Annotated in this window: 12 protein-coding genes and 6 pseudogenes; 5 read left to right on the forward strand and 13 right to left on the reverse strand. The window is 61.1% G+C overall.

The window, feature by feature from the left end:
* Positions 1-24 precede the first annotated feature (24 nt).
* The 3 genes and pseudogenes from RHM58_RS27285 to RHM58_RS27295 all read right to left on the reverse strand — a co-directional run bounded on the left by RHM58_RS27285 (position 25) and on the right by RHM58_RS27295 (position 4,513).
* Positions 25-2,933: pseudogene (locus tag RHM58_RS27285) on the reverse strand (TonB-dependent receptor domain-containing protein).
* A gap of 117 nt (positions 2,934-3,050) precedes the next feature.
* Entirely contained in the window at positions 3,051-4,004 is a 954-nt protein-coding gene (locus tag RHM58_RS27290; protein ID WP_322268746.1) for a FecR family protein, read from the reverse strand.
* Positions 4,001-4,513: a sigma-70 family RNA polymerase sigma factor gene (locus tag RHM58_RS27295; RefSeq protein ID WP_322268747.1), complete on the reverse strand. Its 513-nt coding sequence runs from the start codon at positions 4,511-4,513 to the stop codon at positions 4,001-4,003. Before RHM58_RS27295 ends, RHM58_RS27290 begins: the two co-directional genes overlap by 4 nt.
* Positions 4,514-4,817: 304 nt before the next feature.
* Here RHM58_RS27295 and RHM58_RS27300 point away from each other — a divergent pair, with 304 nt between their 5' ends.
* A complete protein-coding gene (locus tag RHM58_RS27300) occupies positions 4,818-6,536 on the forward strand; it encodes a hydrogenase maturation protein (RefSeq protein ID WP_322268748.1) in 1,719 nt (572 codons plus the stop codon).
* A gap of 133 nt (positions 6,537-6,669) precedes the next feature.
* On the opposite strand, the pseudogene RHM58_RS27305 reads toward RHM58_RS27300, so the two are convergent.
* Positions 6,670-9,299 (reverse strand): annotated as a pseudogene (locus RHM58_RS27305) (MGH1-like glycoside hydrolase domain-containing protein).
* A 325-nt stretch (positions 9,300-9,624) separates the two neighbouring features.
* On the opposite strand from RHM58_RS27305, the gene RHM58_RS27310 reads away from it, so the two are divergent.
* The 3 genes from RHM58_RS27310 (at position 9,625) to RHM58_RS27320 (ending at position 12,827) form a co-directional block, all read left to right on the forward strand.
* Positions 9,625-10,488, forward strand: coding sequence for a LysR family transcriptional regulator (locus RHM58_RS27310; RefSeq protein ID WP_201203217.1), 864 nt, complete (start codon positions 9,625-9,627; stop codon positions 10,486-10,488).
* 117 nt (positions 10,489-10,605) lie between these two features.
* Complete coding sequence (locus RHM58_RS27315; RefSeq protein ID WP_322268749.1) at positions 10,606-11,751, forward strand: SRPBCC family protein; 1,146 nt, start codon at positions 10,606-10,608, stop codon at positions 11,749-11,751.
* Positions 11,752-11,810: 59 nt separating this feature from the next.
* The gene (locus tag RHM58_RS27320) at positions 11,811-12,827 is read left to right on the forward strand and encodes an SMP-30/gluconolactonase/LRE family protein (RefSeq protein WP_416195343.1); all 1,017 of its coding nucleotides are present in this window, start codon (positions 11,811-11,813) and stop codon (positions 12,825-12,827) included.
* Between the two features lie 518 nt (positions 12,828-13,345).
* On the opposite strand, the gene RHM58_RS27325 is transcribed toward RHM58_RS27320, so the two are convergent.
* Positions 13,346-13,588 (reverse strand): YdcH family protein, encoded by a 243-nt coding sequence (locus RHM58_RS27325; RefSeq protein ID WP_201256974.1) that lies wholly within the window; start codon positions 13,586-13,588, stop codon positions 13,346-13,348.
* Positions 13,589-13,805: 217 nt separating this feature from the next.
* On the opposite strand from RHM58_RS27325, the pseudogene RHM58_RS27330 reads away from it, so the two are divergent.
* Positions 13,806-14,326: pseudogene (locus RHM58_RS27330) on the forward strand (DUF4142 domain-containing protein).
* A gap of 117 nt (positions 14,327-14,443) precedes the next feature.
* On the opposite strand, the gene RHM58_RS34165 reads toward RHM58_RS27330, so the two are convergent.
* The 8 genes and pseudogenes from RHM58_RS34165 to RHM58_RS27370 form a co-directional block, all read right to left on the reverse strand.
* Positions 14,444-14,866, reverse strand: coding sequence for a hypothetical protein (locus RHM58_RS34165; protein ID WP_416195276.1), 423 nt, complete (start codon positions 14,864-14,866; stop codon positions 14,444-14,446).
* A 79-nt stretch (positions 14,867-14,945) separates the two neighbouring features.
* Positions 14,946-17,576, reverse strand: a pseudogene (gene uvrA, locus RHM58_RS27340) (excinuclease ABC subunit UvrA).
* Positions 17,577-17,629: 53 nt separating this feature from the next.
* On the reverse strand, positions 17,630-19,741 hold the full coding sequence (locus RHM58_RS27345) for a hybrid sensor histidine kinase/response regulator (protein WP_322268751.1): 2,112 nt from the start codon (positions 19,739-19,741) through the stop codon (positions 17,630-17,632).
* Between the two features lie 405 nt (positions 19,742-20,146).
* Positions 20,147-20,806 (reverse strand): DUF799 domain-containing protein, encoded by a 660-nt coding sequence (locus RHM58_RS27350; RefSeq protein ID WP_322268752.1) that lies wholly within the window; start codon positions 20,804-20,806, stop codon positions 20,147-20,149.
* Positions 20,803-21,174 carry a DUF4810 domain-containing protein gene (locus tag RHM58_RS27355; RefSeq protein WP_201203187.1) on the reverse strand — a complete coding sequence of 124 codons (372 nt, stop codon included), beginning with the start codon at positions 21,172-21,174 and terminating at the stop codon, positions 20,803-20,805. Before RHM58_RS27355 ends, RHM58_RS27350 begins: the two co-directional genes overlap by 4 nt.
* 30 nt (positions 21,175-21,204) lie before the next feature.
* Positions 21,205-21,879, reverse strand: a complete 675-nt coding sequence (locus RHM58_RS27360) for a CsgG/HfaB family protein (RefSeq protein WP_201205243.1) — start codon at positions 21,877-21,879, stop codon at positions 21,205-21,207.
* Between the two features lie 339 nt (positions 21,880-22,218).
* A pseudogene (locus RHM58_RS27365) lies at positions 22,219-25,295 on the reverse strand (error-prone DNA polymerase).
* A pseudogene (locus tag RHM58_RS27370) lies at positions 25,292-26,706 on the reverse strand (Y-family DNA polymerase). Before RHM58_RS27370 ends, RHM58_RS27365 begins: the two co-directional pseudogenes overlap by 4 nt.
* Between the last annotated feature and the right edge of the window lie 4 nt (positions 26,707-26,710).

Here is a 26,710-nt window from a genome sequence, read left to right on the forward strand (position 1 = left end):
GTTGCGGTGTTCTTGAGTGTTCACTCAGCTCCCGAAGTGATAACTCACATCCAGCCACCACTGCCGTCCATAGGGGTCATAGTTGCCGGTCGGGTAATACGGCCAGCCTGCCGAATCGTCTTGTTTGATCTGGTTCAGCACGTTGTTCACCGTCAACCCGACACTGGCCCGGTCATTGAGTTTGTAGCGCGCACTGGCATTGAACACCGTCCACGGCGATAAGCGCCCATCCCCCGCGCCATTGGTGACGCTGCCATAACGAATGCCCATCAACGTCGCCGTCGCTTTCTGATATTCCCAGGTCAGGCTGGCGTTGACCTTGCTGCGCCAGTCGAAGTTGCTCCGTGAGGTCCGCAGGTCTTGGGTCGGCGCATCGTCGGATTCCTTATAGAAGTGCGACAGCACCAGCGTGTAACCCAACGCCGAACTGAAGGCACCGTACTGCCCCGCGCCCCAGCGAATGTTGCTCTTGAAGTCCAACCCACTGACTCGCTCGCTGGCGGCGTTGATCGCGTTTACGTTCACCTTGTTCAACTGGTTCGGATCAATCGCCGCGTTAGCCGGGTTGCGATCAATCCGCGCCAACGTCGCCTGGCAACTGGCGGAGTTGATGTCCTGAGTGCCATTTCGGCAGGCGTTTTCATCTTGCAGTAAGCGGTTTTCATCGACCGTGGTCAGCAGATCATCGATCTCCACCCGCCAAAAATCAGTGGAGAAATCGAAGTTGCGTGACGGCGACCAGACAAAACCATAGGTCCACGACTTGCCTTGTTCCGACTTGAGATCAGGCGTGCCGCTTTGGGTGTAATCGACCCGGCCCCGATCACAAGCGCCCTCCACGCCTTTACTGCAACCGTAGTAGTCGATCTGCGCCGGGTAGTAGCCGTTGCTGTCGGACTGATAGATGTAGTTGAGGTCCGGCGCACGGAAACTGGTGCCATAGCTGCCGCGCACTAACAGGCTGGTGAGCGGGCGCCATTCCAGGCCGAGGTTGTAGGTCTTTTGCTGCTCGGTGCGGCCGCTGAACTTGTATTGATCCCAGCGTCCGGCCGCCGTGGCCAGCACGCTGTCCGTCACCGGAATGCTGAACTCGCCGCCCGCCGCATAACGTTTGCGCGAGCCGCCGGAACTCTGGGATGGCGTAACGCCGTAGAACGTACCGTCGTTGAGCGCGTCATCCGTATCGACGTGATATTCCTGTTTGCCAGCCTCCAGAATCCCGGCGAAGCCCACCGGCCCGGCAGGCAAGTCAAACAACTCGCCATTGATCGAGGCGTTGTAGCTCTGGGACACCGACTTGCTGCTCTGGGTCAGATTGCCGCGAAACTGGTCCCACTCTTGTGGCGTCAGTGGCCGGTCGAGGCGCGAGGCGTCGGGGGCGAACACCGGGTAACCGCCCTGCTCGCCCAGTTGCGGCCCTAGGTAGAAATCGCGAATCGTCGACAGCGGCGTGTACCGGGTGGTGCGCACACTGCGGTATTCCGAGCGGTTGGCCGCCAGTTCGTAGCTCCAGTTGCTGTTGGCGATTTTGTCCGAGAGGCCGAGGGTGCCGGTCCACGAGGTGTCGCGCCATTTGCTGTTGTTGCTGGTGCGCCCGCCGATTTCCTCTTCGCCGAAACGCCGGTACCAGCGTTCGAGGTTGCCGCTGTTCTGGTTGATGAAATCCGGCGAGGTGAAGGTCGGGCCACGGGTGTTGTTCTGGATGTGGTCGAGGCCGTACATCAAGTCGGCGAACACCTGGCCGTTGTCGTTGAAATGCCAGGTGCCACGGGTGTAGCCGTCGTAGTTTTCTTTTTGAGTCTGGATGGTCCAGTAGTCGTTGTAGACCTGATCGGTACGGCAACGGCCGCCGCTGTTGGTTAGTTTGTTGTCGAACACCCCTTGGTAAGCGCCGCAACCCGGCCCGAGGTATTTACCGCCGCTCAAGTCGCGGCGATAACCAACGTCGGCCAACGGACTGCTCTGCATAAAGCCGCGATCTTCGGCCCAGATCGGGTCGCGATTGGTCAGTTCCAGGCCAAACAAACCGTCGAAATCCCCCAACTGCCACCGCCGCTGAGTTGCAGGCGTTGATTGTCACCACCGCCGCGCTCAGTGGTGCCGCCCTTGAGGTTGACGTCGATGCCGTTCATTTGCTTCTTGAGGATGATGTTGACCACCCCGGCAATCGCATCGGAACCGTAGATCGCCGAGGCGCCGCTGCTGAGGATTTCGATACGCTCGATGATTGCCGAAGGAATGTTCGCCAGGTTGGTGAAGTTGACCTTGCCGTCATACGGCGTCGGGTAATCGGCGACGCGCCGGCCGTTGATCAACACCAACGTGTGATTAGGCCCGAGGCCTCTTAAATTCAGCGCACTGGCAGCCGGTTGCCAGGTGTTGCCGTAGTCTTCGCCCTGGGTCATGCCGGTGTTTTGCGTCTGGGTGGCCAAGGCGTCGTAGACGTTTTTGTAGCCTCGGGCTTCCATTTCTTCGTGGGTGATCACGTTGACCGGCGTGGCGCCGTCGGACTGCGCGCGGGCGATGCGCGAACCGGTGACGGTAACCTTTTCCATGCGGTAATCGGCATTGCTGGCCGGCGCAACCGCTGTGACTTTCGCCGTGGCGCTGGCCTGATGCACCGTCAAACCTTGTTCGCTGTGATCGACTTCCAGGCCGCTGCCCTGCAAGGCCTTTTCCACCGCTTGCTGGCTGCCCAATGTGCCGCGAATCGCCGCGCTACGCTTGCCTTGCACCAGGTTCTGACTGAAGGAAATCGGTACGCCGGTCTGCCGCGAGATGTCCAGCAACACTTCATCCAGTGGCCCGTTGGCGATGTCGAAAGTGAACACGTGGCTGGACGAATCCTGTGCCCATGACAGTGAAGGACAGATGCCGAGCGCCAGCGCGGCGGCCAGCGTCAGGCGCGGTAATTGTTGTTTGAGTGAGAACATCGAAGGGCTTCCCTGTTGAAGACGTATGCAGGGAATGAGCAGTGGCGTGTCGATTTTTATAGGGAAGCGGATAGGCCAAGAAGTTATGGCGTTATAACGAACATCATAAGACCACTCCTACAGGTGTTCGATGCTGACCCAGTAAGTGCTGTGGTAGATCACCCGAATCGGCAACGAATGCTCCAGCAACTGCAAGGTCCGGTCGCTGTCGTCCAGTGGATAGATCCCGCTCAAACGCAACCCGGCGACGTCCGGACTGAGGCGCAGAATCCCGCGTCGATACCCGCGCAGGCTGTCGACCACCTCGCTCAACGGCCGGTCGCGGACTTCCAGTCGGCCCTGAGTCCAGGCAATCTCATGCCCCTTGGTACGCTCCAGCGCCAAGATGTTTTGCTCATCAAAAAGCAAACTTTCCCCCGCCTCGACCACTTGCCGCGCTCCGCCGCGTGTCACCACTTCAACCTGCGAATGCAACATCACCAACCGGGTCGAGTCATCGCCACGCTGCACCAGAAACCGGGTGCCCAAGGCGCGCATGCGACCGTGCTCGGTCTCCACCACAAACGGTCGCGCCGGGTCCTTGGCCACGTCAACCAGCAACTCGCCGTCACGCAACTCCAACAAGCGCTGGTTGGCATCAAAGCGGCTGATCACCCGGCTACGGGCATTGAGCGTCAGGGCGCTGCCATCGTCGAGGGTGAAGTCCCGGCGCTCGCCAGTGCCGGTGTACAACGCCCCCGTCTCGGGCAACAGCCCATAACGCCGCCCGAGCAAACCGGCGGCCACGGCCAGCCCCAACAGGCTCAAGCTGCCGGTGACAAATCGCCGGCGACTGGAAGGTGCATTCAGGCTGTGCAACAGGCTTTGGCTGGGCAAACCGCGCAAGGCATTGCTGCGCAGCACGTTCAACCCGCCGCTCATTTGCTCGATCACCAATCGGTGCCGGGCATCAGCCCCACGCCAGGCCTCAAATGCCTCGCGCTCCTGCGCGCTGACGTCCCCCGATTGCAGCAACGCCATCCACTGCGCCGCTTCATCGACCACCGCCTCGTCCGGCCTCGGCAAGCTCATATCTGCGCCATCGCCTGATAGCAACGCTTGAACGCATCCGCCATGTATTGCTGCACGCGACTGGTGGACACCCCGAGGCGTTCGCCGATTTCGCTGTACGTCAGGGCGTCGAGTTGATGGTAAAGAAACGCGGATTTGGCCTTGGCCGACAACCCATTGAGCAAGCGATCCACCGCCAGCAATGCCTCGATCACCAACACACGTTCCTCAGGCGACGGATGCACCAGCGCCGGCGCGAGGGCCAGGCTTTCGAGGTAGGCGCGCTCCAGATCTTGCCGACGCCAGCCTTCATACACCAGGCGCCGGGCGATGGTGGTCAGCAGTGCCCGAGGCTCGCGAATGGCCAGCGGGTCGGGCAACGCCAACACCCGCAAAAACGTTTCCGAGGCAATGTCCTGGGCGCTGTGATAGCAACCGAGCGTGCGGCTGACGGAGGTGCACAGCCACTGGTAGTCCTTTTGGAACATTTGCCCGATCAACGGGTAATGAGGGTTCTGATGTCCACCCATGCCTTGCTCCCTCATGAAACGGGTCCGACCCGCTTCGAAAATCACTGGTTCTGCCGGGATCGTCCGGCTCTGGATTAGGGGAGCGACTGTGCAACAGCGTTTGATACATTTGAAGTAATAAAAAATAAGGATCTGCTAACCAGCAGGAATAAGCAGCATTCATCGGGATGAAACACTCGCTGACACAAGCGTTGATCCCGGTCAGTTGTCCCACCGCCTTCAGTCTCTACTATCGCGCTTCCATCGAAAGCCAGGGACGGCTCATTGGGAGCCGCGGCTGACCATTCTCAAGGAAGAGGCAATCATGCGTTCACTGAAGATCATTGTGCTGGCATCGGCATTCAACGGCCTGACCCAGCGGGCCTGGCTGGAGTTGCGTCAGGCCGGTCATTCGCCCAGCGTGGTGCTGTTTACCGACGAAGACGCGGTGTGCGAACAGATTGAACACTCCGGCGCGGATCTGGTGATCTGCCCGTTCCTCAAGGACCGGGTGCCGCAACAGCTGTGGAGCAACCTTAAGCGCCCGGTGGTGGTCATCCATCCGGGGATTGTCGGTGATCGTGGCGCCAGTGCCCTGGACTGGGCGATCACCCATGAGCTGGAACGCTGGGGCGTCACCGCGCTGCAAGCCGTTGAGGAAATGGACGCCGGGCCGGTCTGGGCCACGTGCGAATTCAACCTGCCCCAAGGCCTGCGCAAATCCGAGCTGTACAACGGACGGGTCAGCGATGCGGCGATCCTGTGCATCCGCGAAGTCGTGGAAAAATTCATCGCAGGATTCGTACCGGTGCCGCTGGATGACACCCGACACCCAGTGCGGGGTCGCTTGCAGCCGAACATGAAACAAGCCGACCGAACCTTTAGCTGGCACGACTGCTCGCGCTTTATCAAACGCAGCATCGACGCTGCGGACGGTCAACCGGGGGTGCTGGCCAGCCTGGCTGGCGGTCAGTACTACCTGTATGACGCCCATCTGGATGCGCGCAGCGGGACGCCGGGGGAAATTCTCGCGGTGCATGACGACGCGGTGCTGGTGGCGACTGGTGATGCCAGCCTGTGGATTGGCTCGCTGCGCCGCAAGCCGCTGCCTGGCGAAGAAACCTTCAAGCGCCCGGCCCGGCATGCGCTCGCGCAGCAACTGCGGGAAGTGCCGACCCTCGACTGGTCGATTGCGTCCAACCCTTTCAACATCGAAGCCTATCAACCGATCAGTTATCGAGAATCCGGGCAGGTCGGCGAGCTGACCTTTGAGTTCTACAACGGCGCCATGAGCACCGAACAGTGCCAGCGGTTGGTGGAGGCGCTGCGCTGGGCCAAGGCTCGGGACACGCGGGTGTTGCTGATCAAGGGTGGCCGCGGCAGTTTTTCCAATGGCGTGCACTTGAATGTGATTCAAGCAGCCGAGGTGCCGGGGCTGGAGGCCTGGGCGAATATTCAGGCCATCGATGACGTCTGTCAGGAACTGCTCACGGCCCGGCAACTGGTGATCAGCGGCCTGACCGGCAGTGCCGGGGCCGGTGGTGTGATGCTGGGGTTGGCCGCCGACATTGTGTTCGCCCGCGCTGAAATCGTGCTCAACCCGCACTACAAAACCATGGGTTTGTACGGCTCCGAATACTGGACCTACAGCCTGCCCCGCGCCGTCGGCCAGGCCATGGCGGAAAAAATCACCGAAGAATGCCTGCCAGTGAGCGCGACCCAGGCGTTGCAAATGGGCATGGTCCAGGAAATCGGCCCGCGGTGTCCGGACGAGTTCGGTCTGTGGTTGTTGCAGCGGGCCAATGGGGCGTTGAGTGATCCGGCGTATGCCGAGGTTCGCGCGCGCAAGGGTCGCAGCGATACGCAACTGATGCAGCATTGCCGGAATGCGGAGCTGGAAGAGATGCACCTGGACATGGTGCAGAACCGTAAACAGTTTGCCGAGAAGTGCTGCAATTTTGTGTTCAAGCGCAAGGCGTGTGGGACGCCGTCGCGGTTGGTGGCGGCGTGGGCGCGGGTTCGGGAGGTTGAATTAGCCGGGTAATAGTTGGCGCCTGCTAGGGCCTCTTCGCGAGCAAGCCCGCTCCCACAGTAGATTTGTGGTGTTCACACAATCTGTGCAGACAACGCAAAACCCTGTGGGAGCGGGCTTGCTCGCGATGAACGATGACGCGGAGTCAGGGTTGTAAAAGCAGCGCCACCAACGCACTCCACCCGGTCTGATGGCTGGCCCCCAAACCACGCCCGGTCTCGCCATGAAAATATTCATGGAACAGCACCAGGTCGCGACTCGCCGGGTCAGCCTGCAACTGCGCATACGCGGCCATCGACGGCCGTTTGCCCTCTTCGTCCCTTAGAAACAGCTTGGTCAGCCGATGGCTCAAGCTGTCCGCAACCTCTTCCAGCGACGCCAGAAACCCCGAGCCCGTAGGGTATTCCACCGAGAAGTTCTGGTCGTAGTAACGGTGAAACTCGCGCAACGATTCGATCAGCATGTAGTTGATCGGCATCCACACTGGCCCGCGCCAGTTGGAGTTGCCGCCGTACAGCCGCGACTCGGATTCCGCCGGTTCATAACGGGCGCACAAACTGTCACCGTTTATGCGGATGCCGAAGGGTTGCTCCGCGAAGGCCTTGGACAGGGACCGAATGCCAAACGGCGAGAGAAACTCGCTTTCGTCGAGCATGCGTTTGAGCAAGTCCTTGGTCCGTTCACCCCGCAACAGCGCCAGCAACATGCGATTGCCTTCACCGGGTTCGGTCCAGCGCGACACCAGGCTGGCCAGGTCCGGGCGATGGCGCATGAACCCGAGCAAACGCTCGCGCAAACCCGGCAAGCCTTCGTGTTCGTGCTGCTCCAGCACCTGCACGGCGAACAGCGGCATCAGGCCAACAATCGAACGCAACCGCAGCGGTTCGTTGACGCCGTCCGGGCGGTGCAGCACGTCGTAGAAAAACTGGTCCTGCTCATCCCACAAGCCTTCAGCGTCGGAATCGATTTTGTTGATCGCCCCGGCGATGTAGAGGAAATGCTCGAAGAACTTCACCGCGATGTCGACGTACACGCTGTTGCGCTTGGCCAGTTCCAGGGCGATGCGCATCAGGTCCAGCGCATAGGCGGCGACCCACGCCGTGCCGTCGGCCTGATCGAGTTGGTAACCGGGCGGCAGCAGCGCCGAGCGGTCGAACAACGCGATGTTGTCGAGCCCGAGAAAACCACCCTGGAACAGGTTGCGGCCCTCGGCGTCCTTGCGGTTGACCCACCAGGAAAAATTCAGCAGCAGCTTGTGGAAGATTCGCTCAAGGAAATCCATATCCCCGACGCCGGTTAGCGCCCGGTCCTGCTGATACACCCGCCAACAGGCCCAGGCATGCACCGGCGGGTTGGCGTCATCGAAGCGCCATTCGTAGGCCGGCAACTGGCCGTTGGGGTGCATGAAGCGGTCTTTGACCAGCAACAACAATTGATGCTTGGCGAACCCCGGATCAATCAGCGCAAACGCCACCGCTTGAAAGCCCAGATCCCACGAGGCGTACCACGGGTATTCCCAGGTGTCGGGCATGGAAACGATGTCAAAATTCGACAGGTGCCGCCAATGGGTATTGCGAATGTGCGTGCGTTCGGGCGGCGGTGCGGGTTGCGTCGGATCACCGTCGAGCCACTGATTGACGTCGAAGTAATACAGCTGTTTCGACCAGAGCAACCCAGCCAGGGCCTGACGTTGAACGTTACGCGCGTCGGCGTCTTTGATCTCGGTTTGCAGGGCGGCGTAAAAGCCATCGGCTTCGGCCCGGCGAAGTTCGAACAAGGTTCGGGCGTTGATTTGCGGGGAACCGGCCGGAGCAAATCGCAGGAACACGCTGCGACTTTGGTCGGCGTCGAAGGTCAGGATGAAATGCGCGGCGACCTTCGTTCCGCTGTCATGACGCACCGCGCCGGCGGCGCCATCGACAATAAAATCGTTGATCCCGTCCTTGAACGGGCCGCTCGCCGACACAGCATCGAGTTTGGGAAAGTTGCTTTCGTTTTCGCAGAACAGCCATTCGCAATCGGCCTCCCCCAAGCCGTGACCTGTCGATCAGGCAGTAGAGGATGGCTGGCCATGACCTGTTTACCGTCAAGAGTCAGGCTCGGCTTTTGCCCGTCGGCGACCCAGCTCCAGGTGTTGCGCGCCCACAACTGCGGCAACACCTGCAAACGCGCCGGTTGATCGGAACGGTTGTGCACGGTGACACGCATGAAGACATCGTCGGGGGTGTGCTTGGCGTACTCCACGGTCACGTCGAAATAGCGGTCATCTTCGAACACACCGGTGTCGAGGATTTCGTATTCGGCGTCGGCCGGGCCTCGCCGGGCGTTCTCGGTCACCAGGTCCGCGTAGGGGAATTCGGCCTGCGGGTATTTGTAGAGCATGCGCATGTAGGCATGGCTCGGCACGCCATCGACGAAGAAATACAGTTCCTTGACGTCTTCGCCGTGGTTGCCTTCGCTGTTGTTCAGGCCGAACAGACGCTCCTTGAGAATCGGGTCGCGCTCATTCCATAAGCCCAGGCCGAGACACCAATGCTGGGCCTTGTCGCTAAACCCCGCGAGGCCATCCTCGCCCCAGCGATAGGCGCGGCTGCGGGCATGCTCGTGAGGAAAATAACGCCAGGCGTCGCCATCGCTGCTGTAGTCCTCGCGCACCGTGCCCCATTGGCGTTCGCTCAAGTAAGGCCCCCACTCGCGCCAGTCCTGAGCCTCGCTGCCGGCCAAGCGCTGACCTTCAGGGGTGGCGAGGATGTTGGCTGCGGGTTTTGCCGTCATGAGGTGGTCCGTTGGAGGCGGGAGACGGTTGCAGTGTAGTGCGCACGGTCGGAGGGTAATGTGAAAACTCTGACACTTTGGAAATCCACGGTATCTGCAGACCCCATCGAACCTGTGGCGAGGGGACTTGCCCCCGCTGGGTCGCGAAGCGGCCCCTCTTTTGATAGACCGAGTTGTATCGATTTTACGACTGCTGCGCAGCCGAACGGGGGCAAGCCCCCTCGCCACAGCAAGGTCCCTCGCCACAGGATCGAGTACAGTCATCAAGGTAGGCGAACGCCGTGGCTGCTCTTACAATGCCGACACCTCCCACACCGGCCACCCCATGGACATCGACCTCGCCCGCACCTTCCTGGAAATCGTCCGCCACGGCAGCCTCGCCGCCGCCGCGGAAAAACTCCACGTGACCCAAACCGCGATCACCGCCCGGGTGCAGAAGCTCGAAAGCCAATTGGGCAGCACGCTGTTCGTGCGCAACCGCGCCGGCGCCCGTCTGACCCCGAACGGCGAGGCCTTCGTGGTCTACGCCAATCAACTGGTGCAGACCTGGGAAGCCGCCCGTCGCGACCTGCCGCTGCCCGAAGGCTACCGCGACGTGCTGCACATCGGTGGCGAAGTCAGTTTGTGCAATCCGCTGATGCTCAGTTGGGCCGCCGAGTTGCGGGAGAAGATCCCCAGCCACGCCCTGCGCATGGACATCCGCGACGGCGAACACCTGCTGCGTCAACTGGAACTGGGCGTGCTCGACGCGGCGCTGGTCTACCAGCCCGAATACTGGCCGCGCCTGCAAGTGGAGCAGGTGCTGGAAGAAAAACTGATCCTCGTGCGTTTGGCCGGCAAACCCGATCCGTACGTATACATCGACTGGGGCCCGGACTTCCGTCGTCAACACGACGCCGCCCTGCCGGAAAAGGCCAAGGCTGCGTTGAGCTTCAACCTCGGACCGCTGGCCTTGCAGTACCTGCTGGAGCATGGCGGCAGCGGTTATTTCCGTACTCGCGTGGTCAAGAGTTACCTGGAAAGCGGTGTGCTGGAGGCCGTGGCCAAGGCTCCGGAGTTCAGTTACCCGACCTACCTGGTTTACTCCCGGGACCGCGATTCGGCGACCCTGCAACAGGCCTTCGACCTGCTGCGCGAAGTGATCAAGATCGACGATGACTGGTCCCAGCGCTGGAACCCGTTGGGCTGAGCACATCGAGAGGCCGCTTTTGCACCGGAGCATGGCGTTTGTGTCCTCAAGGTTGGACCGGCCTGCCCGGCCGGATCGGCTAATCTGCTGTGATAACAACCATCACAGGTGATTGCAGTGAGGCAAACCACCCAGGCATTCCGCTCCCGATACCGTGCCGACATTCATCGACTCTATAACCCGTGGCTGCACGGGGCTTTTGTGCTGTTGTTCGGCATCCTGGCCATCGGCGGGTTCTGGCGCACCGTGCAGCAGGTCCAGCCGCTGGAATGGCTGGCGGTGCCGCTGACGCTGTTGTTTTTCAACTTCGGCGTGTACGTGGTGCACCGTCACCTCGGGCACCACAAGAAAAGCTTCGCCCGGATGTTCTACGCCCGGCACGCCGGCGATCACCACAGCTTTTTCGCTCCCGGCCACATGACCTATGACAGCGCGCGGGACTGGCGGGTGATTCTGTTTCCGGCCTGGCTGATCGTAGTGCACACGGTGGTCATCACCCTGCCCGTCTGGTGGCTGATTTCACGGTTCAATACCAACGTCGCCGGGCTGTTCGGTGGCTGCATGGTCCTGGGTTACCTCACCTATGAAGTGTTCCACGCCTGCGAGCATTTGCCGCCGCGCAACCCCGTTACGCGGCTGCCGTGGATTCGCCAGATGCGCCACCTGCACGAGTTGCATCACCGCCGCGAGCTGATGCAGGAGCGCAACTTCAATATCGTTTTCCCACTGATGGACCACTTGTTCGGCACCCTGTACTGGGAACCGGAGCACGCCAACCCGCACCCGACGAGAACGCCCATGACCCGCATGCAGCATCAGATCGACATTCCCGGCAATCCGATTGCCGTGCTCGCCTATGCCAGCACCGTGACCCGTTGGCCGGAGTGGCATCCGTCGTCGCTCAAGGTCGATGGCCAGGCTGGCCCGCTGCATGCCGGGTCGCGCTTCGAGGAAGACATCCGCGCCGGCGGGCGCGACGGCCACCTGCGCTGGGAGGTCGAGGAGTATTTGCCGGGACGCCGCTGGAGCGCTCAGGCCCGGGGCGATCATGGTCTGTCGCTGGTGGTGACTTACGAGTGCGAGGCGTTGGGTGACAGTACGCGGTTTGTTCGGACCCTGGACTACCAGTTCAGCGGTTTGGGGATGCGCATCGTCAATCAACTGCTGCTCAAGCGGCGGATCGAGCATGAGTCGGCGGCGTCGATGCTTGCGTTGCGTGACATGGCGCAACAGCACCTGGCCCCGGCAGGAGCCAGCGTGTGAGAGCGTTTTTGCGGTTTGTGTTGCTGCTCATTGTCGTCATTGTTGCCTTCTTGCTGCTGATGCCGACCAAGGTTCAACCGGTGGCCTGGAACCCTGCACCGGCGCCGTCCCTGGCCGGTGGCGTGTATGCCGACAATCAGAAGCTTGAAGACGTGGAGCGCGTGGGCGCCGCGGACATCGATGGGCCGGAGGCATTGCTGCTGGAAGGCAGTGAGCTGATCACCGGCCTGCACGACGGCCGGGTGATCCGCACCAGCCTCGATGGCAAAGTCACCAAGGTGTTGACTAACACAGGTGGCCGACCGTTGGGCCTGGCCCGGCACCCCAATGGTTTGTTGGTGATCGCCGACGGGGTCAAGGGTTTGCTGTCCCTCGATGCCCAGGGGCGGCTGACTCCGTTGACCACCCTCGCCAATGGCGTGCCCTTCGGCTTTATCGATGACGTAGCCATCGACAAGTCCGGACACTATGCCTACTTCAGTGACGCGACGAGTCGTTGGGGCTACGGCAAGGATGGCGAGGCGATCATTGAGCACGGCGGGGATGGTCGTTTGCTGCGGTATGACTTTCAGACTGGCAAGACCAGCCTGTTGCTGGACAAACTGGAGTTCGCCAACGGCGTCACCCTCGGGCCGGACGATGCCTTTGTGCTGGTCAACGAAACCGGTGCTTATCGCATCAGTCGCTATTGGCTGACCGGGCCGAAAGCCGGGACGCATGATCTGTTCATCGACAATTTGCCGGGGTTGCCGGACAACCTGGCGTTCAATGGCCACGACCGTTTCTGGGTGGCGCTGTATGCCCCGCGCAACAAACTGCTGGATGCCACGGCACCGCATCCGTTTATTCGCAAAATGATTGTGCGGGCGTTGTCCGTGCTGCCCAAACCGGTGGAGAAACGCGCGTTTGCGCTGGGCCTGGATCTGGACGGTAAAGTGATCGCCAATTTGCAGGATGCCAGCAACGGCAATTACTCGCCGATTACCACCGTGCGCGAGTATGGGGACTGGTTGTATTTCGGATCGTTGAAGGCCCAGCACATGGCGCGGTTGCCGTTGGCCAAAGCACTGCACTAAACACCGAATCCCCCTGTGGGATCGAGCTTGCTCTCGATAGTGGTCTGTCTGCTACATCCATGTTAGATGTGCCGACGCCTTCGCGAGCAAGCCCGCTCCCACATTAGATTGGGTTTGGCCGCAGACTCTCGATAAACACCCCATCCCCTGTGGGAGCGGGCTTGCTCTCGATAGTGGTCTGTCTGCTACATCCATGTTAGATGTGCCGACGCCTTCGCGAGCAAGCTCGCTCCCACAGGGGATCTATGCGTCTGGGATTTTGGGGTTTACGGGCTTGCGCTTCTCATCATCCGGAAGTTCATCGCCATCCGGCTCTTCGGGCTCAACCGTATAGTGCTGCGGGCTCAGCGGTTCAGGATGGGTCGGTATGGGGTCATACCCGCCCTGCTCTTCGCTGGGAAATTTGGGGTGTGTCATGAAGGCACCTCTCAAGCGAGTCATAAATGGAAAGGCTCTGTACTTTCGAGGTGCCGGGGTCTGACGCCGTTCCAATTATTCAGTCACCGGCCATCGGTGGTTCAGGACGACGCCTGGAGTTGTTTGACGATCTTGTCCTTGACCAGCAAGCGCCGCTCCTTGAGCTTCTTTAGTGCGTCATCACTGGGCGCGTCTGATTGGGCGGTTTCAGCCTTGACCACCTCGGCATCCGCTTGCGAATACTTGTTGATCAGTGAATCCAGTAACGGATCCTTGGTGCGTTTTTGCTGGATATCTTCCTTTGAAAAACTCAGGTCCTGATAAAGGTCGTGTGGCACCGGCATGGAACACCTCCGTTTGTTGATCGGTAGCAAACGCGATCGATTGCGTTCACCAGCCATCAGAATGGCCTCGGTTACCCGGTTCTGTCGACCACCTGTCAGACCAGCGGTGCCCGTTCGTCGTCCTGATGTATTTGCAATCAAACCTTTGGTCATGCGCCGGCCTCCACTGTTTAACGATCACTCGATCGCCCAAGAACACCTGTGTGGAGAATAACCAATGGACGGATTCACCCTACGCCACCTCGCCCTGGCCGTTGCCTTGAGCAGCAGCATGGGCGCCGCTTTTGCTGCCACTTCCAACAGCTTTGTCGATAACGCCGCGGCGGGCGGCATCGCCGAAGTCGAAACCAGCAAACTGGCCCTGGAAAAAGCTCATCGGCGGACGTCAAAACGTTCGCCAACATGATGATCAGCGACCACTCCAAGGCCAACGATGAACTGGCGGCACTGGCGAAAAAACATGACATCAAGGTGCCGGACAGCACAACGCTGGTAAAGCAGGCGAAAGAGAAGATCCTCAACATGCGCGATGAGTCGTTCGACGCGGCCTATGCCAACAATCAGGTGAAGGCACACGAAGAAACTATCGCGTTGTTCAAGAAAGAAGCCGACACCGTGACCGACGATAAAACCCCGGGCGGCACCGAACTCAAAGGCTTTGCCCAGCAAATGCTGCCGGCGCTGGAAAAGCACCTGGACGCGGCAAAAGCCCTGCAAGCGGCGCATCCTGGCAAGTAACCTTCACACCCCTGTGGGAGCGAGCCTGCTCGCGATAGCGGTCTTACATTCAACATCTGTGTTGTCTGACAGTCCGCTTTCGCGAGCAAGCCCGCTCCCACAGTTTTATGCGTGGCGTTAGCCCCCATCAGTATCGATATCGGCATCAGTTTCATCGCCAGGCTTTGGCCGGTCGGGATTGGGCTTGAAGCCGGGGCTGAACTCGTTGTCGTTGTCGGTGTTGCGATTTTTCTGGTCGACCGCTGTATTGGCACTGTCCGGCTCAGTGGTTTTTTCGTCGGTTTTGCTACCATTTTCACCGCGGACCTGAGGATCAATCGCCGGATCGTTGCGATTGACCGCCTGATCCTGTTGCTGAGTCATTGATTCGTCTTTCATAGGTACCTCATTCGTCACTGCACGTGCGCGGCTGAAACAGTCGGGCCTTGAAGATTCGAAGCCATGCGGCGGGCAACGTTCAATAGGATCTATCGCCAGATGCGCTCCACGCAGGAGCACGGCTTGCCGGCGATGACGTCCTTGAAATTGCTTCGAGAGCAAGCTTTGCTCCTACGACGCCAGTCAAAAGATCGCAGCCTTCGGCAACTCCTACTCGTTCCCACGCTCAGCGTGGGAACGATCATTGAGCGAGGACCTTGGCCAAAAACGGCGCCGTGCGGCTTTTCTTGTTTTTGGCGACGGTCTGCGGTGTGCCGGCCACCACGATCTTGCCGCCCTGATCCCCCGCTCCCGGCCCGATGTCGATCACCCAGTCACTCTGGGCGACCACGCGCATTTCATGCTCGACCACGATCACCGTGTGTCCTGCCTTCACCAGCGTATCGAGTTGTTCCAGCAATCGATCAACGTCCCGTGGGTGCAAACCGGTAGTCGGTTCGTCGAGCACGTACAGGGTCGCGCCGCGCTGGCTGCGTTGCAGCTCGGTGGCCAGTTTGATCCGCTGGGCTTCGCCGCCGGACAATTCGGTCGCCGGCTGACCAAGTCGCAGATAACCGAGACCGATATCCCGCAGCACTTCCAGCGAACGGCGAATGCCCGGTTGCTCGGCAAACACCATCACCGCCTCATCCACCGTCAGCTGCAACACCTGGGCGATACTCAGCCCTTGCCAGGTGATTGCCAGGGTCTGCGGGTTGTAGCGGGCACCGTGGCAGGTTGGGCATGGTGCATAGACGCTGGGCATAAACAGCAACTCGACACTGACGAACCCTTCGCCTTCGCACGTCGGGCAACGACCCTTGGCGACGTTGAAGGAAAACTGCCCGGCGTCATAGCCCTCAGCCTGCGCCTCAGGCGTGGCGGCGAACAGTTTGCGCACGTTGTCGAACAGTCCGGTGTAGGTCGCCAGGTTCGAGCGCGGCGTGCGGCCAATCGGTTTCTGGTCGACTTGCACCAGACGCTTGATCGACTCCAGCCCCGCCGTGACCTGACCACCGCTGACTTGTGGGGCGTCGTCCTCGAGACTCAGTTCTTCTGGCTCGCTGGCCCCTCGTCCCAGATGCGCGCCCACCAGTTCGAGCAACGCCTGGCTAACCAGGCTCGACTTGCCGGAGCCCGAGACGCCCGTCACTGAAGTGAAGCAACCCAAGGGGAACTCGACGCTGAGGTTGTTCAGGTTATTGCGGGTGATGCCTTCCAGTCTCAGCCAGTCCTTGGCCTTGCGAACAGCGCGCGGTGCCGTGACCTGTTCGGCGAACAGGTAAGCGCGGGTCTGGGAATCGCTGACGTGCTCCAGCCCTGAAGGATGCCCGCTGTAGAGGATGCGCCCGCCATGCTCGCCCGCCGCCGGCCCGACGTCGATCAGCCAGTCGGCGCGGCGCATTGTTTCCAGGTCATGTTCGACCACGAACAGCGTGTTGCCCGCTGCTTTCAAGCGTTGCAGGGCTTCGAACAGCGCTTCGCACATCCGCCGGGTGCAGGCCGGCGGACGGCTCATCAAGGACGTAGATCACGCCGAACAGTTGCGAACCCAACTGCGTCGCCAGGCGCAAACGTTGCAGTTCGCCGGACGACAGGGTGGGCGTGCTGCGTTCCAGCGCCAGGTAACCGAGGCCCAGATCGGTCAGGGTGCTAACCCGCTCCAGCAAGTCCTGAGCAATGCGCTGCGCCGCCAGGCGTTTCTCCACCGACAGATTTGGCGTGTGGCGCACGTCCGGGGCGTTGGCGTGGCCACTGGCGCCGTGGGCGACTCGCTGCTCACGGGCCTCGCGGGTCTGGCTGTGAGTCAACACTTCGCCCGGCTCATCGGCCTGTTCCAGATAAGTCTGCGCTGCCACCGGCTTCAGCACCTCGGCCACTTGCAGCAACGGCATTTGCGACAACTCGCCGATGTCGTATCCGGCGAAGGTCACCGACAATGCTTCACGCTTGAGCCGTTTGCCGTCGCACAACGGGCACGGGCTGCCGAGCATGAATTGCGAAACGCGCTTCTTCATCAACGCGCTTTGGGAATGGCTGAAGGTGTGCAGGATGTAGCGCCGGGCGCCAGTGAAGGTGCCTTGGTAACTCGGTTCCATTTTGCGCTGGAGGGCGACTTTGGTTTCTTCCGGAGTCAGCCCGGCGTACACCGGCACGGTGGGGGCTTCTTCGGTGAAGAGAATCCAGTCGCGCTGTTTTTTCGGCAGTTTGCGCCAGGGAATGTCGACGTCGATGCCCATCGTTACCAGAATGTCCCGAAGGTTCTGTCCCTGCCAAGCCAGCGGCCAAGAGGCAATCGCCCGCTGGCGGATGGTCAGGCTCGGGTCCGGGACCATCAGCGCTTCGGTCACTTCATAAACCCGGCCCAGACCATGGCACTCGGGGCAGGCGCCTTGGGGCGTGTTTGGCGAAAAGTCCTCGGCGTAGAGCATCGGCTGCCCCGGCGGATAACTGCCAGCGCGGGAATAGAGCATGCGGATCAGGCTCGACAACGTCGTCACGCTGCCCACCGAAGACCGAGTGCTCGGCGTGCCCCGCTGTTGTTGCAGGGCCACGGCCGGCGGCAAGCCTTCGATGGAATCGACGTCCGGCACCCCGACTTGATCGATAAGGCGTCGGGCATAAGGCGCCACGGATTCGAAATAGCGTCGTTGCGCTTCGGCGTACAGGGTCGAAAACGCCAGGGACGATTTGCCCGAACCGGAGACGCCGGTGAACACCGTCAGGCGACGTTTCGGGAATGTCGATGGTCGACGTTCTTGAGGTTGTTCTCGCGGGCACCACGCACCCGTACCATGCCGGAGGGAGGGGTTGAAGTGCGCTTTGAAGTCATGAAGTCGCCTTAATTAAACAACTGAATAAACACCGATCCATGTGGGAGCGGGGTCAACCATTCAGGACCGTGCGCACCATCCGGGTCAGCGCTTGCGGCCCATACGGTTTGCTGAGCAGATGCGTATCAGGGCTCAGTTGGTGATTGCGCGAGATGATGTCCCTTGTGTGGCCAGAGGTAAACAACACCGCCACCGCCGGGTCCTGCACTTTGGCCCAGGCCGCCAGGTCCGAGCTTTTGATCAGGCCGGGCATGACCACGTCGGTGAAGATCAGGTCCACCGCCACGCCTTCCAACAACATCTGCATAGCCGTGTCGCCGTTGCTGGCGGTCAGCACCTGATAGCCTTCTTCGCGTAGCAACTCCACCGCAGAAATACGCACGGCTTCGTTGTCCTCGACCACCAGAATCGTTTCATGCCCGCCCCGTTGCTGTGGCACGTGCAGCGGCGTTTCATCGGGCAACGGTCGCAGGCTGCGCGGAAAATACAGCTGCACCCGAGTGCCCTCGCCAACCACGCTGTAAATTTCGATATGCCCGCCGCTCTGTTTGACGAAACCGAACACCATGCTCAACCCCAGGCCGGTGCCGTGGCCGTCAGCCTTGGTGGTGAAAAATGGCTCGAATGCCTGGGCCAGCACCTGAGGCGGCATGCCTGACCCGGCGTCGGTCACCGTCACTCGAAGGTAGTCACCGGCGACGATGCCCTTGTCCGTACAAAACCGGTAGTCCAGGACGATATTCTCGGCGTTCAGATCGATCGTGCCCTCGCCGTTCATGGCATCGCGGGCATTGATCGCCAGGTTGAGGATGGCGTTTTCCAGTTGGTTGCGGTCGACATGGACGCGCCAGGCGTCGTCGACCACCTGCATATTGATCTGGATGGTTTCCCCCAACGCCCGTTGCAACAACTCCCCCAGCCCTTCAAAGATCTGCCGTGGGTCGCACACGGCCGGCGACAATGGCTGGCGCCGGGCGAACGCGAGCAGTTGCGAAGACAGCTTGGCCCCGCGCTCGACCGCCGCAATCGAGGCACTGACCCGGCGCTGTACGTTGAGGTTGTCCGGTTCATGGCGGGCCAGCAAATGCAGGTTGCCGGCAATCACTTGCAGCAGGTTATTGAAGTCATGGGCCACGCCGCCGGTGAGGCCGCCAATCGCTTCCAGCTTCTGCGATTGGCGCAATTGCTCCTCGGCCGCCAGCCGCGCACCGACTTCGTCGGCCACCCGCTGCTCCAGATTGCGGGTGAACTTGAGCAAGGATTCTTCAGCGGTCTTGCGTTCGTGGATGTCGATCAACACCCCGGGAAAGCGGAACGGTTTGCCCTGCTCATTGAACTCGCAGCAGCCGCTGGCCAGCACCCACAGGTAACTGCCGTCCGGGCGCAGCACTCGATATTCGGCGTTGTAAGGCGCTCCGCTTTTCACGGCTTGATCGACCTGCTCCTGAACCCAACTGCGGTCGTCGGGATGAATGCGTGATTCGGCGATGCTCGATGGCAGGTCGGCCAGCTTATGCTCAGCGGGATAGGAAAACGTGCAGGCGAAGCGCTCGTCGCCGGACAACACGTTGGTTTCGATGTCCCAGACGAACGAGCCGAGCAAGGCCCCGGCATTGAGCGCCAGACGCACTCGCTCGTTGTCGGCGCGATAGGCGTACTCGGCTTCCTCGCGGCGGCGTTCGGAAATCACATGGGCGGTGGTCTCGACCACCATCGCCATGACCCCGGCAGGTCGCCCTTCATCATCGGCGACCGGGCTGTAATAGAGGTCCATCCAGACGTCTTCAGGCACGCCGTCGCGCAGCAATACCAACTCTTTATTGCGAAAGGACAACGTCCCGCCAGCCAGGCAGGTATCCAGCACATGGCGGTTGAAGTCGGCCACTTCCGGCCAGCCGAGTTCTACCGGCGTGCCCAGCAGATAAGGATGGCGGCCACCGGCGAAAATCGAGTAGGCGTCGTTGTAGATCATGTAGCCGAGCGGTCCCCAGAGCATCACCATCGGCAGTGGCGAAGCCAGCACCAACTGCACCGCACTGCTCAGGCTGCGTGGCCAATGATCGATGCTGCCCAGCTCGGTCTGGCCCCAGTCGAACGCACGAATCCGTCCGGCCATTTCACCGTTCCAGCCTGCACACCCGTGGCTATCAGATAGAAACTGCATCGGCTGACTTTGTGTCCTGTAGTGGCACCCGTTTGTTTCGAGCACGGTGGGCGCCAATGGTTTCATGGAGGTATAACTGATTCACGCATGCCAGGCTTTTGTGGCGAGGGAGCTTGCTCCCGCTCGGCTGCGAAGCAGTCGTAAACCAGACGCCACGGTGGAGACTGGCGTTGGGAGTGCTCCGCACTCCAGCGGGAGCAAGCTCCCTCGCCACAAGTGCAGGCTGGGCAGATATAGCTGCGAGCACTACACCTCAATCAAATGCTTAAGCGGATGGTAGCCAGTTTTCAGGGGGACGGCGATGTCGAGAAAGGACTTCTCGATGCGGGGAAGGAAAAGCTTCTAGCCCGTAGGCGAATGATCGTTCCAACGCACAGCGTCGGAACGATCATGGTCGGGACAGTTTCAGTCAGTGCCGTATTTCGGCGAACGCGGTCCATACAGCAAACTTGCCGGGTGGCCGGCTGACAACAAGCGGTTGCTGGCGACGCCGGCAATCGGGTAACCGGCGTCGGTGGAGCTGTTGATGACCTGTTTCACCGCCGCCGTAATCAGCGCGCCAAGCAACCCGCCACCACTGTTGTTACCACCCTCTTCGCTCGACGCACGCGCCGAGCCCGTCCACAAGGTGGTACCCGTTTTCAGGTCCACCAGTTTTGCAGTGGCGGTGACTGCCGTTTCGCTGCTGATCACCATGTAGTGAGTGCCGTACTCAGTCACGGTGATGTACAGCGCCGCGTCGGCACCGAAGATATTGCGCAATTTGTCGGCCGGGGCCTGGTGAATATCTGCCGGTGTGGTCAGGCCATTCTGGCGAAATGTTTCGTCGACCAGAGCGATCGGCAACACGTAGTAACCCGCCTCCGCCAAGGGAAAGGTCACTTGGGACAGCATGCTGTAGCACGCCTTGACGTCCGGGGAATCGTTCAGCGGCGGCAGCACCAGAATGGTTTTCGGGCGGCTTTGCTTGTACGCAGAGTAGTCCACGGTCTTGGGGCTGACACAACCGCCGAGAACGGCCAGTGCCAGCAGACCAGCCATCAGTTTCAATGAGCGCGAGATCATTTGACGTCTCCGGTTTTAGCGTTCTTGAGCAGAAAATCCATGTAGGTCCCCGACTCGGGAAACAACGTCTTCTCGGTTCGGAACTGCTGAACCATCTGATCATCCTTGCCCATGCTCAGGTACAACAGGCCCAGGTGGGCGTGGTAACCGGGTGGCGCTGTCTTGCCAGTCGAGGCGATTTTCTGCAAATCACGCTCCAGGGCTTCGGCCTGTGCTTCCTTCGGGGTTTCACCCTTGAAGTACTCGTAGACTTGCGGCTGGTAGCTTTCCCACTGGTAGAGGGTTTTCGGGCCGCTGTTGCAACCGGCCAGCAACGCGCTGCCGGACAGAGCCAATGCCATCAATGGCCACGACAGATACTTGTTCATGCGATTAGCGCTCCTTGTCATCGACCTTGATCAGTTGCCCGGTTTCCACGCACCGGAGTTCATGCCATCGACCAGGCGATTGATCGCCTCGCGCATGGCCAGGTCGAGCACTTTGCCGTTGAGTGTCGAATCGTAGGACGCCGTGCCGCCGAAACCGACGACTTCACGGTTGGACAAGGCGTATTCGCCCGCGCCCTGGGTCGAATAGACGACTTCCGAGGTGCTGATGTTGACGATGTTCAGGTTGACCTTGGCGTAAGCCACTTGGGTCTTGGCACGACCGAGAATGCCGAACAACTGCTGGTCGCCGGTTTCCTTGCGACCGAACTCGGTGACGTCGCCGGTGACCACGAAGTCAGCACCCTTGAGGCGCTGAGCCTGGCCCTTGATTGACGCTTCTTGCTGGATCTCGCCCATGTTGTCGCGGTCCAGCACGCTGAAGCGGTTGGTCTGCTGCAAGTGAGTAATCAGAATGGTCTTGGCCTGACCGCCGAGGCGATCTACGCCGTCGGAGAAGATCCCGCGCATGTAACTCGAGCGGTTATCAAACTTGCCCACCGCCATCGGTACGCGAACACCGGCCCAGGCCTGGCTGGCGCTTTCGACTTTTTCCACCGGCAAAGCCCGGGAGCTTTCGGTCGCACACCCGCTGACCGCGCTCAGTACGGCAATCGCTGCCCCTGATACCAACATCCGAGAGATCATTCTCACTGTGCATTCCTTCTGAAGTGCTGTTGATCCCGGCACGGCAATGGCCAACCGCTGCGGGTTGCAGCGACGAAAAAGCGATGGGGATTTGGATCAATAATCGACGTGTGGGACGTCGGCGGCGGGTATTATGCCAAAGTGCCACTATCTGTAACAGCATTTAAATATTTTTGGCGTCAGATCGTTGACCCTACACTGACCTGTGGCGAGGGAGCTTGCTCCCGTTGGACTGCGCAGCAGTCCCCTTGTTTTTGGGGCCGCTTCGCGACCCAACGGGAGCAAGCTCCCTCGCCACAGGTTACTCATCGCTCGGACTATTTCTTGAATATTGCCGGTTCAACGGAAATCCCGGCTGCGCACGCTGATGCCGTCGAGCAACGGGCTCAGGTCGCTCAGCCGTCCGGCAATCAGGTGCCGCACCTCACCTTCCAGCTCCCAACGGCCATCGACCTTGAGCAATTGCGAACCCACCAACACCTGGCGCTGCCGTTCAGCCAGGTCGCGCCAGACCACCACGTTAACGTTGCCAAACTCATCTTCAAGGGTCACGAAGGTCACACCGCTGGCGGTGCCCGGTCGTTGGCGGCCGGTCACCAGTCCGGCGACGCTGACGGGCCGGCCATGCTCGACGTCGAGCAATTCCTTCGAGCTGCGGCAACGCCGGGCCTTCAACTCGGCGCGCAATAACGCCAGCGGATGCGGGCCGAGGGTGGTGCCAACCGCCGCGTAATCGGCCTGCAGGTCTTCGCCCACGGTGGGTTTGGGCAGCGACACCTCGGGTTCTTCCTGACGCGGTAGTCCCGCAAATAACCCGAGTTGCTTCTGCACCCCGGCCACTTCCCAGCGCGCCCGATGACGGTCGCCAGCCAACCCGCGCAAGGCCCCGGCATCAGCCAATTGTTCCTGGGCGCGGGCATCGAGTTGCGCCCGTTCGCCCAGATCGGCGATGTCGGTAAATACACCCCTCGACCGTGCGCCCTCGATGCGTCGGGCATCGTCTTCGCGAAACCCCTTGATCATCCGCAAGCCCATGCGGATCGCCGGTTGCGCCCCGGTGATCGGTTCCAGGCTGCAATCCCAATCGCTGGCGCGCACGTCCACCGGGCGAATCTGCAAATGATGCCGGCGGGCGTCCTGCAGAATCTGGTCCGGGCTGTAGAAGCCCATCGGCCAACTGTTGATCAGCGCACAGGCGAAGGCTGCCGGTTCGTGGCATTTGAGCCAGCAACTGGCGTAAGTCAGCAAGGCGAAACTGGCGGCGTGGGATTCGGGGAAACCGTAGCTGCCGAAGCCTTTGATCTGCTCGAAGATCTGCGCGGCGAATTCTGCTGTGTAACCGTTTTTCTTCATCCCGGCGGCCAGACGCTCCTTGTGCGGTTCCAGCCCGCCGTGACGTTTCCAGGCCGCCATGGAACGGCGCAACTGATCGGCCTCGCCGGGGCTGTAGTCGGCGGCGACGATGGCGATCTGCATCACCTGCTCTTGGAACAGCGGCACGCCAAGGGTGCGCTTGAGCACGGTTTCCAGTTCCGGGGAGGGATAGACCTCGGGTTCTTCCTTGTTTCGACGGCGCAGGTACGGATGCACCATGCCGCCCTGAATCGGCCCCGGACGGACAATCGCCACCTCGATCACCAGGTCATAGAAATTCACCGGTTTGAGCCGGGGCAACATCGACATCTGCGCCCGGGACTCGATCTGGAACACACCGATGGTGTCCGCACGGCCAATCATTTCGTAGGTCGGCGCGTCTTCGGACGGAATCGTCGCCAGGCTCAGGTCAAGGTTGCGGTGACGGCGCAGCAGATCGAAACATCGGCGAATCGCGCTGAGCATGCCCAGCGCAAGGATATCGACCTTGAGCAAGCCGACCGCGTCTAGGTCGTCCTTGTCCCACTGGATGATCGTGCGCTCGGCCATGGCGGCGTTTTCCACCGGCACCAGGCTGTCCAGCGGCTGCTCGGAAATCACGAAACCGCCAGGGTGTTGGGACAGGTGCCGGGGAAGCCGATCAACTGCCCGGTCAGGCTCAAGACCCGATGCAACACCGGGCTCTCGGGGTCAAAGCCGCCTTCAAGCAGGCGCTCGACCGGCGGGGTCTTGTCACTCCAGTGGCCACAGCAATCGGCCAGCGCATTGACCTGATCCGGCGGCAGGCCCAACGCCTTGGCCACATCGCGCACCGCGCCGGCCGCATGGTAAGTGCTGACCACCGCCGTCAGTGCGGCGCGGGTGCGACCATAGCGCTTAAACACGTACTGCAAGACTTCTTCGCGGCGTTCGTGCTCGAAATCCACGTCGATGTCTGGAGGCTCGTTGCGCTCCTTGGAGAGAAAGCGTTCGAACAGCAGCGTGGTGCGATCCGGATCGATTTCCGTGATCCCCAAGGCATAACACACCGCCGAGTTGGCCGCCGAACCCCGCCCCTGGCAGAGAATTTTTTGCTCGCGGGCGAAGCGCACGATGTCATGCACCGTCAGAAAATAGCTTTCGTAGCCCAACTCGGCGATCAGCTCCAGTTCCTTATCGATCTGAATCAGCACTTCGGCTTTCGGCGCTTTTTCCCAGCGCCACTGGATACCTTCTTCGGTCAAATGACGCAGCCAGGAAGTCGCTGTTTGACCTTCCGGCACCAGCTCCCGAGGGTATTGATAACGCAACTGGCCGAGGTCGAAAGTGCAGCGCCGGGCGATGACCAGCGTTTCATCGAGCAACGCTGGCGGGTAGATCGATTGCAGTGCATCGAGGCTGCGCAGATGCCGCTCGCCATTGGGGTGCAGGCGCAACCCGGCGGCGGCCACCGGCAGGTGATGGCGGATCGCGGTCATGGTGTCCTGCAATGCCCGCCGGCCACGGGCGTGCATGTGCACATCGCCGCTCGCTACAGCCGGGATTCGCAGTTCCCTCGCCAACGTCAGTAACGCGTTTAATCGCCGGGTATCGTCCTGCCCGCAATGCAACTGGACCGCCAACCACAGGCGTTCGGCGAAGACCTGTTTGAGCCAATGACCGCTTTGAAAATCATCCACCGCGTCCGGTACCCATAACGCCAACAACCCCGGCAACGGTTCGCTGAAGTCCTCGCGCAGCACTTGGTACTGGCCTTTTTGCGTGCGACGCCGGGCGCGGGTGATCAGCCGGCACAACGTTTGATAGCCCTCGAGGTTTTCCACCAGCAGCACCAGTTTCGGCCCGTCTTCGATGCGTATTTCGCTGCCGATGATCAGCGGCAGTTCCACAGACTTGGCCGCTTGCCAGGCGCGGACGATGCCGGCCAAGGTGCATTCATCAGTGATCGCCAGCGCCTGATAACCCTGTTGCTTCGCCCGTTGAAACAACTCCAGAGCACTGGACGCCCCACGCTGGAAACTGAAGTTCGACAGGCAATGCAGTTCGGCATACTCGACGCTCATGCAAACCAGCCTTGCAGCCACAACGGGCCGCCCTCGCCCACCACTCGGTAGGCCCAGCCCTGTTGGCCGGCGCGGGTCTGGATCAGGTAATAATCGCGGCGCACATCGGCGCCATCCCACCAGCCGGACTCGATGCGTTCCGGGCCCATGAGGATGCGCGCCGAACCCTCGTGCACCGCCAATGGTTCGGTCAGCAGCCAGCCCGGCCGTTGCCCCCCGGCAGCCCGCCGCAGAATTGATTGTCGACTGTGGTCTGCCATGCACATTCGGGGCGGTGATCGGCCTGAAAGCGCAAACCCTGCACCGCTTCATCGCCGAGCCGTGCCCGCAGGCGTTCGCGCAGTTGCTCCCAGGGCAAGGACTGCTGCGGACGGTCGTCGAACAGTTCCTGGCGTTGGGGCACGAAGCTCGGCAGGTCTTCGGCGCGCAGGCGAAAACCGCGTACCGGGGCCTCGACCTGCACCTGTTCCAGTCGGCCACGGGCCAGTTCAAAGAGCATCGCCGGATCGCGCTCGGCGCTGAGCAGCCCGACCTTGATCAGCGTGTCCGGCAACCCGGCGTGTTCCAGGTGCAAGTCGAAACGCTGCACGCCGCTGTCTCGGCCACAGAGGAACGCCGACAGATCACCCGTCAGCCGGCGCAATGGAAACAGCAGCGCCTGATGAGACTGCACATCGAAGTTGAGCTCAATGCGCACATCGAAGCGGTCCGGCGGCAGGTAGAACGCCAGGGCCAGGTGCCGCAAACCGAGCAACGCGTCCAGATGCTTGAGCACCTGAGCCTCGAAACGCCGGGCCAGGGTATGCCTAGGCAGCGCTTGCACTTGGCTCAAGGTGCGCAGGCCCATACGTGATAACGCTGTGGACACCGTCGGCTCCAGGGCGATGCGGTCCACGGGTAATTGCCCCAGGTGATAGCGCAAGGCTTGATCGTCCGGCACCACCAAGCCGTCATAAACGTTGGCCAGCACCCGCGCCGCCACCGGGTTGGGTGCGGCGACAATCCGGTGGCGAAAGCCCAGTTCGGTGAGTTCGGTGCGCAAGCGTGCTTCGAACTGCGGCCAGGCACCGAACAGACCCAGGCTCGATTCGATTTCAAACACCACGGCGCGGGGGTAATGCACGCTGACCTGGGAACTGAAGCGATAGGCCCAAGCGGCGAGAAACTGCTGCCAGTGTTCTATCTCGGCGGCATCGTATTCAGCCGTGACAAAGCCTTTGCTCAAGGCTTGGGCGGCGGCCATGGATTGGCCGGGGCGCAAGCCGAGCGCCCGGGCCGGGCCATTGACCGCTTGCAACACGCGGCGCTGGGCCGGGCCGGTCAGCAGCGCCAACGGCTCATCGGGATCGGGGCGTTGACGCAGGACCGCGTCCAGCGCCAGTTGCGGAAAAAGAATGCAGACCCAGCGCATGGCA

This window comes from Pseudomonas sp. 10S4, assembly GCF_034344865.1.
Lineage (GTDB): Bacteria > Pseudomonadota > Gammaproteobacteria > Pseudomonadales > Pseudomonadaceae > Aquipseudomonas.